Raw genomic sequence first — 15,546 nt, 5'->3', positions numbered from 1 at the left:
TTTTTATTTTGTATAAAATTTAGAAAGAAAAATAAATGACATTAGAAGAATTAAAACACCAGATTAGTGGTTTTCTAAAAGCTAATCAATCTCAAGAATTTACTGCTCAAAACTTGGCTGATGGCCTACGTATGACTAGCATTGCTGAATATAAGCGTGTTGTTAATGCTATGGATGCCTTGGTTCGTGATGGTGAGCTGACATTTGATGCAGGCAAATATCAATATAATCCCAATACTGGTTATACTCTTGGCGCATATCGTGCCAACGATAAGGGCTTTGGTTTTGTTAAATATGATGATGAATTGCCAGACTTTTTCATTAATCCGGAAAACACTTTGCAAGCGATGCAAGGGGATCAAGTTCGCGTGAGCACAATTAAGCCTTCTCCTTCGCCTGATAGAGGGCCAGAAGGTAAAGTGGAAGAAATATTAGAACACGCTTATGAAAACATTGTTGGGACATTTTCATTAGGTTCTGAAGTGAAAGATATGATTGGCGAACTAAAAATAAGCGATAAAAAGGCAATCAATTTTAAAGTATTGATTGATAAAACAGGTCTATCACCTAATGATGGACAGGTAGTGGTTGCTGAAGTAACGCGGTTCCCTGACAAAGTGCATCCACGCGAATTAGTCGCACATGTCACTGAAACATTGGGTTATAAAGATGAGCCGGGCATGGATATTTTACAAATTGTCCATGCCAAAAAAGTCCCAAGTGAATTTCCTAAAGAGGTATTAGACGAAGCCGCTAAAATACCAACTGATGTCCAAGATTCAGACTGGGCAGGGCGTGAGGATATTACTGATCAAACGCTAGTTACCATTGATGGGGCGGATACAAAGGATATTGATGACGCTGTTGTGGCATGGAAATTGGATAATGGTAATTATCATTTAGGTGTACACATAGCGGATGTGTCTCATTATGTCACTGAAGGCTCTCTGATTGATGCCGAAGCATATCATCGTGGGACTTCGGTTTACTTGACTGATCGCGTTATTCCCATGTTACCACGTAATATTTCTAATGGTATTGCCTCGTTAAACCCAAATGTTGCTCGCTTAGCGATGTCAGCTGAAATGGAAATTAATCCAGCCGGCAAAATTGTTAGCCATCGCTTGCATACATCGGTCATTAAGTCACATGCACGGATGACTTATGACGCTGTTAACAAAATTCTTGAAGGCGATGTCTTTGTTCAAGAAGAATATGCACAGTTAACCCCAATGTTTAAAGTGATGGGCGAGCTGCACGAAATTCTTTATAATATGCGTAAAAAACGTGGTGCCATTGAATTTGATGCCCCTGAGGCACAAATTATTGTCGATAACGACGGTAAGGCAGTGGACATTAAGCTACGAGAACGTGGTACAGCAGAACGTATGATTGAGTCATTTATGTTGGCTGCCAATGAAACTGTAGCTGAACATTTTGACAAACTAGATGTACCGTTTTTGTATCGTATTCATGAGACGCCAGATGAAGAGCGTGCAAAATCATTCTTTGAATTCTCAAAGGCTTTAGGACATCCTGTTTATGGCGATCCTAGTAAAGTGACACCAACGATGCTTCAGCAATTGATGTCAGATGTTGCAGGTGACCCAGCTGAACAAATGATTTCAACTATGATGTTACGTGCAATGAAGCAAGCTAAATATTCACCGGATCCAGTTGGACATTTTGGCTTGGGGGCTTCATATTATACCCATTTCACATCGCCTATTCGCCGTTATCCTGACTTAACGGTTCATCGCTTAATTAAGTGGTACGCTAAACATGGCCTTGGTGTGGCATCACAAGCTAAGTATGCTGATAAATTAGCTCAAATTGGTGAAGATACCAGCACGCGTGAGCGACGTGCAATTGACACGGAGCGTGATGTCGATGCCTTGAAAAAAGCCGAGTATATGTTGGATAAGGTGGGCTTGGAATTTGAAGGTGTTATCAATTCTGCCTTAAAATTTGGTTTGTTTATTAGTTTAGAGAATACCGTTGAAGGGCTTGTGCACATTTCTAATTTAACTGATGATCATTATGAATATGATGAAGGTCATGCGGCACTTATTGGGCGATCAAAACATCGTATTTTCCAAATTGGTCAAAAAGTGCGAGTCAAGGTTTTGCGGGTCAACAAGGAAGAACGTACAGTTGATTTCATGTTAGTTAATCCTGAAAGTGCACCAACAACAGCTATCCGTGTAGCATCAAAGTCTGCTGGTAAATTTGGTAAGGGCCGTAATCGCGATGAACGCCGAAAAAATGAACGTCGTGGGAAATCAGAGGGTCCAAAGCCAAAACGTGGGCCATTAGATGCAAAACAAGGGCAAAAACGTGATTCAAAGCGTAATTTCTAAAATTATTTTGCTGGAGGCTAGTCATTATGGTTAAAAACAAAAAACAAGATCAGCATAATGTGTTAGCACAAAATCGCAAGGCACGCTTTAATTATGCTATTTCTGAGACTTTTGAGTCTGGCATAGCATTGACTGGTACGGAAATTAAATCTGTACGTGCAGGCCAGATTACAATAGGAGATGGCTTTGTCACAATACATGATGACAATGCCTTGTTAACAAACGTTCACATTGCACCCTATACGGCAGGTAATCGTTTTAATGTTGATCCCTTACGCACGCGGCGATTATTATTGCATAAGCGTGAAATCAGGCAATTAGAAAAAGCCGTCACTGAACCGGGGGTGACAATTGTACCGCTAAAAGTTTATCTCAAGCATGGTTTTGCCAAGTTATTAATTGGTATTGGTCGGGGTAAAAAGCAATACGATAAGCGTGATGATATTAAGCGCCGGGATCAAGAACGTGAACTCGGTCGACGGTTAAAACATTAAGGGCTAATTAGCCTTTTTTTGTTTGACGTTATCTATGTTTATAGATATACTTAATATATGTGAATAATAAAATTTCACAAGCTGAAAGGAAAGAAACTCATGGCAGTGACAATCATTTCGGCGCTCTTCGCAATTGTAATTGGTATTGGTGTAGGGTATTATCTACATTTGTCATCTGACAAAAAGAAAATCACTTCAACGAAACAAATTGCAGATAACATTCTTGAACAAGCGAATAATGAAGCTAAAAGTTTAACACGTGCAGCTAAGACTGATGCAAAAGAAATGGCGCAAGATTATCGACATCAAGTTGATAATGATTTCAAAGATCGTCAAAAGCAGCTGCAACAACAAGAACAACGGCTTGAAGACCGTATCTCAAACCTCGACAAAAAAGATGCGGCCTTGAATCAACGTGATGCACAATTGATTCAAAAAGAAAACCAGGTACAACAGCGATTAGATGATGCGAATAATAAGCAGAAACTTGCTGATAACCTGGTCACATCTCAGAAAGAAAAGTTAGAGGAAATTGCGCAACTAACGCCTGAAGATGCGAAAGAACAAATTTTAAGCAAAACGAAACAACGTTTGGTGAGACAACGCGCCGCTCTGATTAAAGAATATGAAGAAGACGCAACCAGTGAGGCCGAAAAACGTGCACGTAATGTTATCGTGCAAGCAATTCAAAGGTCGTCTGCAGATGCAGTGGCTGATGTCACTGTTTCAGTTGTCCATTTGCCAAGCGATGACATGAAAGGCCGTATTATTGGCCGTGAAGGTCGTAATATTCGGACATTAGAATCATTAACGGGTATTGATCTAATTATTGACGATACCCCTGAATCAGTCGTATTGAGTGGGTTTGATCCAATTAGACGTCAGATTGCTAAGATGGCGTTAGATGCTCTTGTAGCTGATGGCCGTATCAATCCATCACGCATCGAAGAGATGGTTGAAAAAGCAAAGCGGCAAATTGACGAAACAATACGTGAAAAAGGTGAAGAAGCGGTATTTGAACTTGGTTTACGTGGTCTTCACCCTGATTTGATTAAAATGATTGGTCGTATGAACTATCGTACGTCTTACGGTCAAAATGTGTTGCAACATTCGATAGAGGTCGCAAAACTTGCGGGAATGATGGCAGCAGAGCTTAAAATGGATGTCGCGCTTGCGAAGCGCGCTGGTTTAATACATGATATCGGTAAAGCTGTGGACGCCGAAGTTGAAGGTTCCCATGTGGAACTAGGTGTTCGCCTAGCCGAAAAGTTTAACGAAAAACCAGTTGTTATTAATGCAATTGCTTCACATCATGGTGATGTTGAGACAATTTCTCCTATCTCGGAGCTTGTAGCAGCTGCAGATGCAATTAGTGCTGCTAGACCTGGGGCACGTAGCGAATCATTAGAAAATTATGTTCAACGTCTAAAAGATTTGGAAGCAATCGCTAATCACTATGATGGTGTTGAAACGGCTTTTGCTATACAAGCTGGGCGTGAAGTACGCGTCATTGTTGAACCAACTAAATTAAATGATTTGCAAGCGACAGTGTTAGCGCATGACATAAAAACAGATGTTGAGGAAAAACTTGAATATCCGGGACATGTCAAGATAACAGTCGTACGTGAAACACGTGCAACAGATTACGCACACTAAGAGAAAAAGTTACTCATTTCATTGAGTAACTTTTTTTGTTATACTAGAAGTACTATACGAGAGAAATTTTATATAGTTATCATCAAATCAACAATTAACAAGAACAAACATTAACATATGGAGGGATTTATGGAACTAGGACAGCTTGCGCTTATTATTTTTGCCATAGCATTTCTTTTACTGGTATTGTTTATTGGCGTTTTTTTACTCAGGTTAACAAGATCTTTGAGTATTATCACAGTCGATGTTGACACTATAGCTAGGTCGAGTAATGAAATTCTTGGTAATGCCAATACATTGTTAAATGATGTTAATGGTAAAGTTAAAACATTAGATCCAACTGTCCAGGCTGTGGCCGACTTATCCGTAACAGTGTCACAGTTGAACGCGACAGTTCAGAATGTCACAAGTAAATTTTCAACAGCAAAGGCAGCTACTAGTTTTGGCGCCAGCGGTGTGGCTTCGGCAATGGCTAAAACAGCCATGGAACGATATAAAAACAAAAAAGCAGCTAAAAAGGAGAAAAAGTGATGTCAAAAGCAAAAGTATTTTTAGCAGGTATATTAGCTGGGGCTGCTGCAATAGCAGCATTTAAAGCCTTACCTAAAGATAAGCAAGATGAATTAAAAGAAAAGGCTAGTGAAACCGGTGACAAATTACGTAACAAGGCCTATGATGCAGCCTATGTTGCAGCTGATTTTGCCGGTGATGTGACTGAAATGGCCAAAGATCGTGCTTCAGAGCTTAAGGCTAAGGGGCAAGATAAATATGGTGAACAAATTGACCAAGCAGCGGAACAAGTTAAAAATTTAGCTGATCAAGCAGCACCTTATGTTGATAAAGCAAAAGATTTAGCCGCTACTTATGTTGATAAAGCACAGGATTCATTACACGATTTGCGTGATAAGTTTGGCAATGAAGATATTGAATTGACACAAGATGACTTAACCTTAGAAGAGGCGTTACGTGATTTGTCTCAAGAAGCTGAATCCCACGTTGATGATGCTGTTGAAAAAACTGCTAAGAAAGTCGACGAAACAGCACAAGTAGCCACTGAAAAGGCTACTGAAATTAAAGACGATGTGCAAGAAAAGTTAAAAAAAGATAAGTAATATACGGACTTGATTACAGAATCAAGTTTTTTTTGATTTATGATAAAACATCTTTCATAATAATTTCTGGTAACCTGTTATTTTTACAGGTACAATAGAAATTAACAAAAGACAAATGAGAAGGAAGCGTGTTAACTATCACGCAATAAGATTTAATGGCAAAAGACAAATTTGAGGCAACAGCATTTTTATCATCCCTATTCCACTACGTACACGATTACAATTTCAATCATATTGTTTTTGATGCCAACCGTTATAAAGTATCCGTTAATTTAATTCGCAAATCTGCTACTTACGGGCATGCGGAGTTGTTTTATGTATCGGCAGATGCAAAGGAATTCGCACCAGTTATGTCAGCAATTAATGGTGCTGTTGAAATTGCCGAACTTGAGGGTAGCCGACAAGCTACAATTAAAACACCAGAATTATCTCGTGGCGAGCAGGTATTTCAGTTTCGTTTACGTGAATTTGGTAATGGCAAATATAGTTTAGACCTTAGTGTCTAATATGCATTGAGAAGGGTAGACGAATAAAGATGAAACAAGGAAAGTCAGCGCAAATAAAAAAGATAAAGCATATTAACCAAAAGCAGCATAAAAAGCAACATGAAGAGAAATTACCACCTTTTAATTATGATGAATTTGCTGGGTTTTTAAGAGCACGTTACTATCTGACACACCATGACAAGTATAGTCGGGAGACATTTGAGGTTGCCTCATTCTTTTTAGACGATGTGATTGCGATGATGGTAAATCAGAATTTTTCAGCGTTTACAAGTAATGAGCGCGCAACTGTTAATTTAAGTGAAGTTATGCAAGCGACACTAGTGAATAGTGATGATAAAGATTGGCGATACTTTGTCATGCTTGTCCCAGTATTATATGATATGCAAAAGTTTATCGTAAAAGAATCGAGTGTTAATCCTCGTTTTGTGGCACAGGCACCAAAGTTTGATATCAACTTTTGGCGAATGATTATGAGAACCGTTATGGCGATTAATTTCTTTAAGTGGCAAGGTAAGGATGTTGCAGAGATGATGAAAACTTCTCAGGCCATCGATACATTACAGTTTAAGTTCTTATCAGAAAATGAAGCTGATGATGACTTTAATTTAGCTGTTATCCATGAAACGTTTAAGGGATTATCACCGGTTTTGCGGTCATTAAAAAACGCGGAGGTTGAAGAATCGACTATTTCAATAACAGATTCAGTGCTTGAAACCGAGCTTGCATATGCAAAAATTAAATTGGGGCAGTTCAAATTAGCATCAGTTAAAGACGTTGTTAGTGATAATGTCACTGCGATGCTATATGCGTTCCATGAGGGGATGGCAAAAGAATATGGTTTGACGCATGATTCTTGGTCAGCTGAGGCACTCAAGGCGTTCACTGTTCATCATTTATTAGATTATTGGCGACCAGAATGGCAAGACTTGGATGGTATTGGCGGGGAGCTTAAGTCGTATTTGACCTTCTTAAGCAGCAAGCAGGCCATCACAGGATTGAAAGATAAGATAGATAATTTAGATTACGTTGATCGCTACATTGATGTTAGTGCCTTAAATTATCTGTTAGCAGACATGTCGATAGATGACACAGCGACGCGTGCTTAAATCAAAAAAGATACAGCTGATAACTAACAGCTGTATCTTTTTTGATGCGTGATATGACGAATGGTTCCTGGCAATATTTTATGGAACTGATGTGTAGAGGGTGATTGTAGTAGGACATGGCCATGATTATCTTGGTAGACGTAACCAAATAAATCAGACACCTCCTCAGATAATAAGGAATCGTTAATCTGTATAGTAACAGCTTCCTCACTATTTAAAGCATATTCTAAACGTGTAATTAATTCCTCAGCAGTTAACTGTTCTTTCAAGGGGACACGCTTTTTAGGAGAAAAACGTTTCTTTATAGCAGTTATGGTGTGATGAAAGAAAGATTCAATTGGATTTTGTATAAGATAGTTCTGCATTAATCCACTCCTTGCATGTCTTGATATGTCTATCATACGAACAAATGTTCAAAAAAGCAAATAAATTAATCAGATTTAATCTTTTTTAAATCTCTTATTTTTTTAAAATATCATTCAAACAGCCAATTAAATGCTTTAATTGGCTGTTTGAACTTAGGGGAACATATATTCAGTTTATTATAAGAACTAGCTAACCGTTGTGTCTAGCGCTTAAAACCTGTATAATATTCCCATTAGTACATTAAAGAGGAAAAATGATGACGCAGCGTGGTTTACTAATTGTGTTATCTGGACCTTCCGGCGTTGGAAAAGGGACAGTGCGCAAGGCTATTTTTAACGAAGACGGGATTGATTTTCAGTATTCTATTTCAGCAACAACGCGACAGCCACGCGTTGGCGAAATAGATGGTGAAGACTATTTCTTTGTTTCACATGACGAATTTGAAGAGAAAATTGCAAATGGTGACATGCTAGAGTATGCACAGTATGTCAGCAATTATTACGGTACACCTAAGAGTTTTATTGATGAGACATTGGCTAGTGGTCGTGATGTTTTTCTTGAGATTGATGTTCAAGGTGCATTACAAGTTAAATCAAAGATGCCAGAAGGCATTTATATCTTCTTGACACCACCTGATTTAACAAACTTACGTGAGCGTTTGGTTGGACGTGGAACAGACTCGCAAGAAGTGATTGAAAAGCGTGTCACTGCAGCACGTGAAGAACTTAAGCAAATGATAAATTACGATTATGCGGTGGAAAACGATCAGGTTATTCATGCGGTAGAACGTATTAAAGCAATTATTACAGCAGAGCGCCTTCGGGTCGCGCGCGTTTTTGAAAAAACGTTATAAGGAGATTTATTATGTTACTTTACCCCTCAGTTGACAAACTACTTGAAAAAGTTGATTCTCGTTACAAATTAATTGCCCTTGGTGCTAAGCGTGCCAGGGAACTCGACGCGGGTTTACCAGCCACGCAAGAAAAGTTCGAATCAAATAAATCAGTTGGTAAAGCTTTAGAAGAAATTGAAAATGGGGATGTTATTATTGATCCCGATTTAGAAGACCAAGTTTAACATCGCGTTAAGACACATTAAATAATATAGAGGAACACTTGATATGACAGAATACCCACAACAAGATGCACAAAATTATGCCGGTCCAGTTGCAACGTTTAAAACAACGTTAGGTGATATTCAAGTTAAGCTATTTGCTGATCTTGCACCTAAAACTGTAGAAAATTTTGTAACGCACGCTAAAAACGGTTACTATGACAACGGTATTTTTCATCGTGTGATCAAAGATTTCATGGTGCAAGGTGGTGACCCTAATGGTACAGGTATGGGTGGTGAAAGTATCTGGGGCGGTAGTTTTGAAGACGAGTTTTCGGACAAGTTGCGCAATGTACGCGGGGCGCTCTCAATGGCGAATGCCGGCCCAAACACCAATGGTTCACAGTTCTTTATTGTTCAAACTGAAGAAACGCCATGGCTAAATGGTAAGCATACTGTTTTTGGACAAGTGATTTCTGATATGGCAGTTGTCGATAAAATTGCAGGCGTTGCTGTTGACATGTACGATAAGCCAAAAGAGAATGTTACCATCAATACGATAGAAATTGCAGACTAAGGGTCTGCTTTTTTGTTATAATAAAAATGAGGTTTTAATTATGACAACTTACCATATTGGGCAAAAGCTATGTGGTCGTGTAACTGGGATACAACCATATGGCGCCTTTGTACTATTAGATGATCACACACAGGGATTGATTCATATTTCTGAATGTAAATCAGGCATAGTACACGATTTAAAACATGAGCTACGTATCGGCAAGCCAGTTGTCGTGACAGTGCTGGATATTGAACAATATAATAAAAAAATAAGCCTGTCTTTGCGTCAAGAGGACATGCACGCATCACAAGTTTTACCAAAGAATGTTAATCTTCGTAAGCATTTTTGGACAAATAATCATTTGAACTATGGTTTTTCTGCCATTGAAAAACACCGCGAAGCGTGGATCAAAGAAGCTTTAACGCGTATTGGTCAGTGAAGGAGAGAAAGAATGTCACTTATTGCAGCAACAGCTATATCAGTTAAAAATGATTTACCTTATTTTTTAGTTAAAGAAGATACCAATGGGTACCATTTTTTCACTGCAAAGATGCATAGGCATAACCACGACACCTCACTAGGGGCCGTATTGCGAGAATTTCAAACGTTGGGATCGGTGGATTTTGATCAATGGCGATTGGGCGAGCTAACAAGTGTAGAAGATAACGGCACATTAATGTCATTGTATTCTTTCGAAGTGCCTAATATGGATGCGGTAGAAAAAGCCTTGAATTATCAGCTTAAGTTTGTACCAGCTAATAAGCTACACACACTATTAGAAACACTACAAACAACATCTTTTGTTAGTTTTGAAGAATAATTGTAAAAGGCTTGACAATTTTAAAAAACGGTGTATAGTATTAATAGTTGTCTGGTAACAGAGGATAACAACAAATATTTTATTAATTATTGCGAGCAAGTAGTTGACAAAGCGAGAAGAATAAAGTATAGTAATAAAGTTGTCAAAAAGCGAAAGCGATGCGAGCGAAAGTAAGCGACGAAATAAAGTGTTGACAACGGCAGCGAAAGCTGATAAGATAATATAGTTGTCTCAGCGACAACAAGTAGCACATTGAAAACTGAACAAAACTTTGAACAAACGAATCTGTGACTAGTTATTAGCAGTAATAACAAAAACAAATTTGCGAAGTCAATTCGTAACAAACAATAAACGGATAGTCGTTATAGAGATATAGCAATTAGTCAGTTTAATCGAAGAGTACATCTTCAAACAATGAATTTAAATTCATTTAAATTGAGAGTTTGATCCTGGCTCAGGATGAACGCTGGCGGCGTGCCTAATACATGCAAGTCGAACGCGCAGCGAGAGGTGCTTGCACCTTTCAAGCGAGTGGCGAACGGGTGAGTAACACGTGGATAACCTGCCTCAAGGCTGGGGATAACATTTGGAAACAGATGCTAATACCGAATAAAACTTAGTATCGCATGATATAAAGTTAAAAGGCGCTACGGCGTCACCTAGAGATGGATCCGCGGTGCATTAGTTAGTTGGTGGGGTAAAGGCTTACCAAGACAATGATGCATAGCCGAGTTGAGAGACTGATCGGCCACATTGGGACTGAGACACGGCCCAAACTCCTACGGGAGGCTGCAGTAGGGAATCTTCCACAATGGGCGCAAGCCTGATGGAGCAACGCCGCGTGTGTGATGAAGGCTTTCGGGTCGTAAAGCACTGTTGTATGGGAAGAAATGCTAAAATAGGGAATGATTTTAGTTTGACGGTACCATACCAGAAAGGGACGGCTAAATACGTGCCAGCAGCCGCGGTAATACGTATGTCCCGAGCGTTATCCGGATTTATTGGGCGTAAAGCGAGCGCAGACGGTTGATTAAGTCTGATGTGAAAGCCCGGAGCTCAACTCCGGAATGGCATTGGAAACTGGTTAACTTGAGTGTTGTAGAGGTAAGTGGAACTCCATGTGTAGCGGTGGAATGCGTAGATATATGGAAGAACACCAGTGGCGAAGGCGGCTTACTGGACAACAACTGACGTTGAGGCTCGAAAGTGTGGGTAGCAAACAGGATTAGATACCCTGGTAGTCCACACCGTAAACGATGAATACTAGGTGTTAGGAGGTTTCCGCCTCTTAGTGCCGAAGCTAACGCATTAAGTATTCCGCCTGGGGAGTACGACCGCAAGGTTGAAACTCAAAGGAATTGACGGGGACCCGCACAAGCGGTGGAGCATGTGGTTTAATTCGAAGCAACGCGAAGAACCTTACCAGGTCTTGACATCCTTTGAAGCTTTTAGAGATAGAAGTGTTCTCTTCGGAGACAAAGTGACAGGTGGTGCATGGTCGTCGTCAGCTCGTGTCGTGAGATGTTGGGTTAAGTCCCGCAACGAGCGCAACCCTTATTGTTAGTTGCCAGCATTCAGTTGGGCACTCTAGCGAGACTGCCGGTGACAAACCGGAGGAAGGCGGGGACGACGTCAGATCATCATGCCCCTTATGACCTGGGCTACACACGTGCTACAATGGCGTATACAACGAGTTGCCAACCTGCGAAGGTGAGCTAATCTCTTAAAGTACGTCTCAGTTCGGACTGCAGTCTGCAACTCGACTGCACGAAGTCGGAATCGCTAGTAATCGCGGATCAGCACGCCGCGGTGAATACGTTCCCGGGTCTTGTACACACCGCCCGTCACACCATGGGAGTTTGTAATGCCCAAAGCCGGTGGCCTAACCTTCGGGAGGGAGCCGTCTAAGGCAGGACAGATGACTGGGGTGAAGTCGTAACAAGGTAGCCGTAGGAGAACCTGCGGCTGGATCACCTCCTTTCTAAGGATAATCGGAAAGTGACAGTGCATTAGATTGCAAGTTCAAATGTTCAAAGTTTTGTTTAGTTTTGAGTGTGGTACTGTAATAGGTATCATGTTCAAAAGATGATCCTATGGGGAATTAGCTCAGCTGGGAGAGCACCTGCTTTGCAAGCAGGGGGTCAGCGGTTCGATCCCGCTATTCTCCATAGGCAATCGAAAGATTGTCTTGGTTGTACATTGAAAACTGAATAGTAACAAATTCTTTTAAAAGTAATGGAAACATTATTCTAAATTGAACCGAGAAACAACACAAAAAGAAGTTCTTTAAAAAGAACGGTTTAATCGCAGGTCTGAAAAATGACCAACTCATAAAACGAAACCGCAACGCAAGTTGTATAGGTTAAGTTAATAAGGGCGCGTGGTGGATGCCTTGGCACTAGGAGCCGATGAAGGACGTGACTAACTACGATAAGCTTTGGTGAGCGGTAAGTACGCTATGACCCAGAGATTTCCGAATGGGGAAACCCAACTCGAAAAGAGTTGTCGCTATCTGAATACATAGGATAGACGACGGAATACGCTGTGAACTGAAACATCTCATTAGCAGCAGGAGCAGAAAGAAAAATCGATTCCCTAAGTAGCGGCGAGCGAACGGGGAAGAGCCCAAACCAACGTGCTTGCATGTTGGGGTTGTAGGACTGATAAATAAGAGTTACAAAAGTGTTTTATAGCAGAACAAGTTGGGAAGCTTGGCGAAACAGGGTGATAGCCCCGTAAGCGAAATAGAGCACACTCTTTTCAGGATCCTGAGTACGGCCGGACACGTGAAATCCGGTCGGAATCTGCGGGGACCATCCCGTAAGGCTAAATACTCCCTAGTGACCGATAGTGAACCAGTACCGTGAGGGAAAGGTGAAAAGCACCCCGGAAGGGGAGTGAAATAGTTCCTGAAACCACGACGCCTACAAGAAGTCAGAGCCCGTTAATGGGTGATGGCGTGCCTTTTGTAGAATGAACCGGCGAGTTACGGTATCGTGCGAGGTTAAGGTGGAAAGACCGGAGCCGCAGCGAAAGCGAGTGTGAATAGCGCGAATAGTACGATGCTGTAGACCCGAAACCAGGTGACCTACCCATGGTCAGGATGAAGGTGAGGTAAAACTTACTGGAGGTCCGAACCGGTGCATGTTAAAAAATGCTCGGATGAACTGTGGGTAGCGGTGAAATTCCAAACGAACTTGGAGATAGCTGGTTCTCTCCGAAATAGCTTTAGGGCTAGCCTCATTATAAGCATACTGGAGGTAGAGCACTGTTAAGCCTAGGGGCCCATCTCGGGTTACCAAAGTTTGATAAACTCCGAATGCCAGATATGTATGAATGGGAGTCAGACGATGAGTGATAAGATCCACCGTCGAAAGGGGAACAGCCCAGATCGCCAGTTAAGGTCCCTAAATATATGTTAAGTGGAAAACGATGTGATAGTGCATAGACAACTAGGATGTTGGCTTAGAAGCAGCCACCATTTAAAGAGTGCGTAATAGCTCACTAGTCGAGTGCCATTGCGCGGAAAATGTACCGGGGCTAAACATATTACCGAAACTGCGGGTGCACGTAAGTGCGCGATAGGAGAGCGTTGTAAGGGCGACGAAGGTAGACCGTGAGGACTGCTGGAGCGCTTACAAGTGAGAATGCCGGTATGAGTAGCGAAAGACAGGTGAGAATCCTGTCCACCGAATGACTAAGGTTTCCTGGGGAAGGCTCGTCCACCCAGGGTTAGTCGGGACCTAAGGCGAGGCTGAGAAGCGTAGTCGATGGATAACAGGTTGAGATTCCTGTACCAGTAGTAATGCGTTTGACCGATGGAGGGACGCAGGAGGCTACCAGATGCGCACTGATGGATATGTGCGTGCAAGCAGTAAGTTTTGTAGAGAGTGAAATGCTTTCTACTATAAGGACAAGCTGTGATGCGGATCGAAATAAAGTAGAGAAGTCTGAGATGTCACACTGCCGAGAAAAGCTTCTAGGAAGTATTACACTGCCCGTACCGCAAACCGACACAGGTAGTCGAGTGGAGAACACTAAGGTGAGCGAGAGAACCCTCGTTAAGGAACTCGGCAAAATGACCCCGTAACTTCGGGAGAAGGGGTGCTCATGGCAACATGAGCCGCAGTGAATAGGCCCAGGCGACTGTTTATCAAAAACACAGGTTTCTGCAAAATCGTAAGATGAAGTATAGGGGCTGACGCCTGCCCGGTGCTGGAAGGTTAAAAGGAGTGCTTAGCTTCGGCGAAGGTATGAATTGAAGCCCCAGTAAACGGCGGCCGTAACTATAACGGTCCTAAGGTAGCGAAATTCCTTGTCGGGTAAGTTCCGACCCGCACGAAAGGCGTAACGATCTGGGCACTGTCTCAACGAGGGACTCGGTGAAATTTAAATACCCGTGAAGATGCGGGTTACCCGCGACAGGACGGAAAGACCCCATGGAGCTTTACTGTAGCTTGATATTGAATGTTTGTGCTGCTTGTACAGCATAGGTAGGAGACGTAGAAGTTTGGACGCCAGTCTAGACGGAGTCGCACGGTGGGATACTACCCTCGTTGTATGAACATTCTAACACTGGTCGCTTATCGCGATCGTGGACAGTGTCTGGCGGGCAGTTTGACTGGGGCGGTCGCCTCCTAAAAGGTAACGGAGGCGCTCAAAGGTTTGCTCAGAATGGTTGGAAATCATTCGTAGCGTGTAAAGGCATAAGCAAGCTTGACTGCGAGAGCTACAACTCGAGCAGGTACGAAAGTAGGACTTAGTGATCCGGTGGTTCCGCATGGAAGGGCCATCGCTCAACGGATAAAAGCTACCCTGGGGATAACAGGCTCATCTCCCCCAAGAGTCCACATCGACGGGGAGGTTTGGCACCTCGATGTCGGCTCATCGCATCCTGGGGCTGTAGTCGGTCCCAAGGGTTGGGCTGTTCGCCCATTAAAGCGGTACGCGAGCTGGGTTCAGAACGTCGTGAGACAGTTCGGTCCCTATCCGTCGCGGGCGCAGGAAATTTGAGAGGAGTTGCCCTTAGTACGAGAGGACCGGGGTGAACAAACCGCTGGTGTACCAGTTGTTCCGCCAGGAGCATTGCTGGGTAGCTATGTTTGGATGAGATAAACGCTGAAAGCATCTAAGTGTGAAACTCGCCTCGAGATGAGATTTCCCATTCTTAATGAAGTAAGACCCCTTAGAGATGATGAGGTAGATAGGCTAGAAGTGGAAGTGCTGTGAGGCATGTAGCGGACTAGTACTAATCGGTCGAGGACTTAACCAAAGTCAAGAACGGAAGTTCAAAACGTAATATGAGTGGTTTAATGAAGAGAAAGAATTTGATACTATTTAGTTTTGAGTGAATAACTCAAAGGTGTCGTATTGATAGCATAGAGGACACACCTGTTCCCATTCCGAACACAGAAGTTAAGCTCTATCACGCCGAAAGTAGTTGCCGGATCGCTGGCTGCGAGGATAGGAAGATGCGGTGCCGTACATAGGGAGTGCTCTGAGAAGAGTGCTTTT

The 15,546-nt window shown here is 42.1% G+C and carries 13 protein-coding genes, 1 tRNA gene and 3 rRNA genes; 16 read left to right on the top strand and 1 reads right to left on the bottom strand.

Annotation, left to right across the window (positions count from 1 at the left end; translation table 11 throughout):
• Window positions 1-35 precede the first annotated feature (35 nt).
• From rnr to FGL72_RS06345, 7 genes are all read left to right on the top strand, one after another.
• Window positions 36-2,360 (top strand): ribonuclease R, encoded by a 2,325-nt coding sequence (gene rnr / locus FGL72_RS06375; protein ID WP_004907333.1) that lies wholly within the window; start codon window positions 36-38, stop codon window positions 2,358-2,360.
• Window positions 2,361-2,386: 26 nt separating this feature from the next.
• A complete protein-coding gene (gene smpB, locus FGL72_RS06370) occupies window positions 2,387-2,854 on the top strand; it encodes an SsrA-binding protein SmpB (RefSeq protein WP_085699709.1) in 468 nt (155 codons plus the stop codon).
• Window positions 2,855-2,953: 99 nt separating this feature from the next.
• On the top strand, window positions 2,954-4,510 hold the full coding sequence (gene rny / locus FGL72_RS06365; protein ID WP_004900009.1) for a ribonuclease Y: 1,557 nt from the start codon (window positions 2,954-2,956) through the stop codon (window positions 4,508-4,510).
• A 129-nt stretch (window positions 4,511-4,639) separates the two neighbouring features.
• A complete protein-coding gene (locus FGL72_RS06360; RefSeq protein WP_004900007.1) occupies window positions 4,640-5,041 on the top strand; it encodes a DUF948 domain-containing protein in 402 nt (133 codons plus the stop codon).
• Window positions 5,041-5,622, top strand: coding sequence for a hypothetical protein (locus FGL72_RS06355; RefSeq protein ID WP_085699707.1), 582 nt, complete (start codon window positions 5,041-5,043; stop codon window positions 5,620-5,622). Before FGL72_RS06360 ends, FGL72_RS06355 begins: the two co-directional genes overlap by 1 nt.
• Window positions 5,623-5,777: 155 nt before the next feature.
• Window positions 5,778-6,128: a hypothetical protein gene (locus FGL72_RS06350; protein ID WP_004900002.1), complete on the top strand. Its 351-nt coding sequence runs from the start codon at window positions 5,778-5,780 to the stop codon at window positions 6,126-6,128.
• Window positions 6,129-6,157: 29 nt separating this feature from the next.
• Entirely contained in the window at window positions 6,158-7,234 is a 1,077-nt protein-coding gene (locus FGL72_RS06345; RefSeq protein WP_040189914.1) for a hypothetical protein, read from the top strand.
• Between the two features lie 23 nt (window positions 7,235-7,257).
• Here the strand turns inward: FGL72_RS06345 and FGL72_RS06340 are convergent, their stop codons facing one another.
• On the bottom strand, window positions 7,258-7,599 hold the full coding sequence (locus FGL72_RS06340; RefSeq protein ID WP_004899998.1) for a hypothetical protein: 342 nt from the start codon (window positions 7,597-7,599) through the stop codon (window positions 7,258-7,260).
• Between the two features lie 257 nt (window positions 7,600-7,856).
• Between FGL72_RS06340 and gmk the strand changes: the two genes are divergently transcribed.
• From gmk to rrf, 9 genes are all read left to right on the top strand, one after another.
• Window positions 7,857-8,453, top strand: a complete 597-nt coding sequence (gmk, locus tag FGL72_RS06335) for a guanylate kinase (protein WP_012305066.1) — start codon at window positions 7,857-7,859, stop codon at window positions 8,451-8,453.
• Window positions 8,454-8,464: 11 nt separating this feature from the next.
• Complete coding sequence (gene rpoZ, locus FGL72_RS06330; protein WP_004899992.1) at window positions 8,465-8,677, top strand: DNA-directed RNA polymerase subunit omega; 213 nt, start codon at window positions 8,465-8,467, stop codon at window positions 8,675-8,677.
• Window positions 8,678-8,720: 43 nt separating this feature from the next.
• Window positions 8,721-9,230, top strand: coding sequence for a peptidylprolyl isomerase (locus FGL72_RS06325; protein ID WP_004899989.1), 510 nt, complete (start codon window positions 8,721-8,723; stop codon window positions 9,228-9,230).
• A 40-nt stretch (window positions 9,231-9,270) separates the two neighbouring features.
• A complete protein-coding gene (locus tag FGL72_RS06320) occupies window positions 9,271-9,651 on the top strand; it encodes a CvfD/Ygs/GSP13 family RNA-binding post-transcriptional regulator (RefSeq protein ID WP_004899987.1) in 381 nt (126 codons plus the stop codon).
• Window positions 9,652-9,663: 12 nt separating this feature from the next.
• Window positions 9,664-10,032: a hypothetical protein gene (locus FGL72_RS06315; protein WP_004899984.1), complete on the top strand. Its 369-nt coding sequence runs from the start codon at window positions 9,664-9,666 to the stop codon at window positions 10,030-10,032.
• A gap of 431 nt (window positions 10,033-10,463) precedes the next feature.
• A 16S ribosomal RNA gene (locus tag FGL72_RS06310) occupies window positions 10,464-12,013 on the top strand.
• Window positions 12,014-12,127: 114 nt separating this feature from the next.
• Window positions 12,128-12,200 (top strand) — tRNA-Ala (locus FGL72_RS06305).
• Between the two features lie 192 nt (window positions 12,201-12,392).
• A 23S ribosomal RNA gene (locus tag FGL72_RS06300) occupies window positions 12,393-15,304 on the top strand.
• Between the two features lie 91 nt (window positions 15,305-15,395).
• Window positions 15,396-15,512 (top strand): 5S ribosomal RNA (rrf, locus tag FGL72_RS06295).
• Together the 16S, 23S and 5S rRNA genes with 1 tRNA gene alongside form the textbook arrangement of a ribosomal RNA operon.
• Window positions 15,513-15,546 lie beyond the last annotated feature (34 nt).

It is taken from the genome of Leuconostoc citreum, from assembly GCF_007954785.1.
Classification (GTDB): domain Bacteria; phylum Bacillota; class Bacilli; order Lactobacillales; family Lactobacillaceae; genus Leuconostoc; species Leuconostoc citreum.
Note: the sequence above shows the minus strand (reverse complement) of the source record. Positions and strands in the feature narration are given on the sequence as shown.

Bases quoted from the DNA above. Each gene is read 5' to 3' on its own strand.
- FGL72_RS06325 (WP_004899989.1), top strand. From the start codon at position 8,721: ATGACAGAATACCCACAACAAGATGCACAAAATTATGCCGGTCCAGTT.
- FGL72_RS06355 (WP_085699707.1), top strand. From the start codon at position 5,041: ATGTCAAAAGCAAAAGTATTTTTAGCAGGTATATTAGCTGGGGCTGCT.
- FGL72_RS06345 (WP_040189914.1), top strand. From the start codon at position 6,158: ATGAAACAAGGAAAGTCAGCGCAAATAAAAAAGATAAAGCATATTAAC.
- rny (WP_004900009.1), top strand. From the start codon at position 2,954: ATGGCAGTGACAATCATTTCGGCGCTCTTCGCAATTGTAATTGGTATT.
- FGL72_RS06340 (WP_004899998.1), bottom strand. From the start codon at position 7,599: ATGCAGAACTATCTTATACAAAATCCAATTGAATCTTTCTTTCATCAC.
- gmk (WP_012305066.1), top strand. From the start codon at position 7,857: ATGACGCAGCGTGGTTTACTAATTGTGTTATCTGGACCTTCCGGCGTT.
- FGL72_RS06320 (WP_004899987.1), top strand. From the start codon at position 9,271: ATGACAACTTACCATATTGGGCAAAAGCTATGTGGTCGTGTAACTGGG.
- smpB (WP_085699709.1), top strand. From the start codon at position 2,387: ATGGTTAAAAACAAAAAACAAGATCAGCATAATGTGTTAGCACAAAAT.
- FGL72_RS06315 (WP_004899984.1), top strand. From the start codon at position 9,664: ATGTCACTTATTGCAGCAACAGCTATATCAGTTAAAAATGATTTACCT.
- rnr (WP_004907333.1), top strand. From the start codon at position 36: ATGACATTAGAAGAATTAAAACACCAGATTAGTGGTTTTCTAAAAGCT.
- FGL72_RS06360 (WP_004900007.1), top strand. From the start codon at position 4,640: ATGGAACTAGGACAGCTTGCGCTTATTATTTTTGCCATAGCATTTCTT.
- FGL72_RS06350 (WP_004900002.1), top strand. From the start codon at position 5,778: ATGGCAAAAGACAAATTTGAGGCAACAGCATTTTTATCATCCCTATTC.
- rpoZ (WP_004899992.1), top strand. From the start codon at position 8,465: ATGTTACTTTACCCCTCAGTTGACAAACTACTTGAAAAAGTTGATTCT.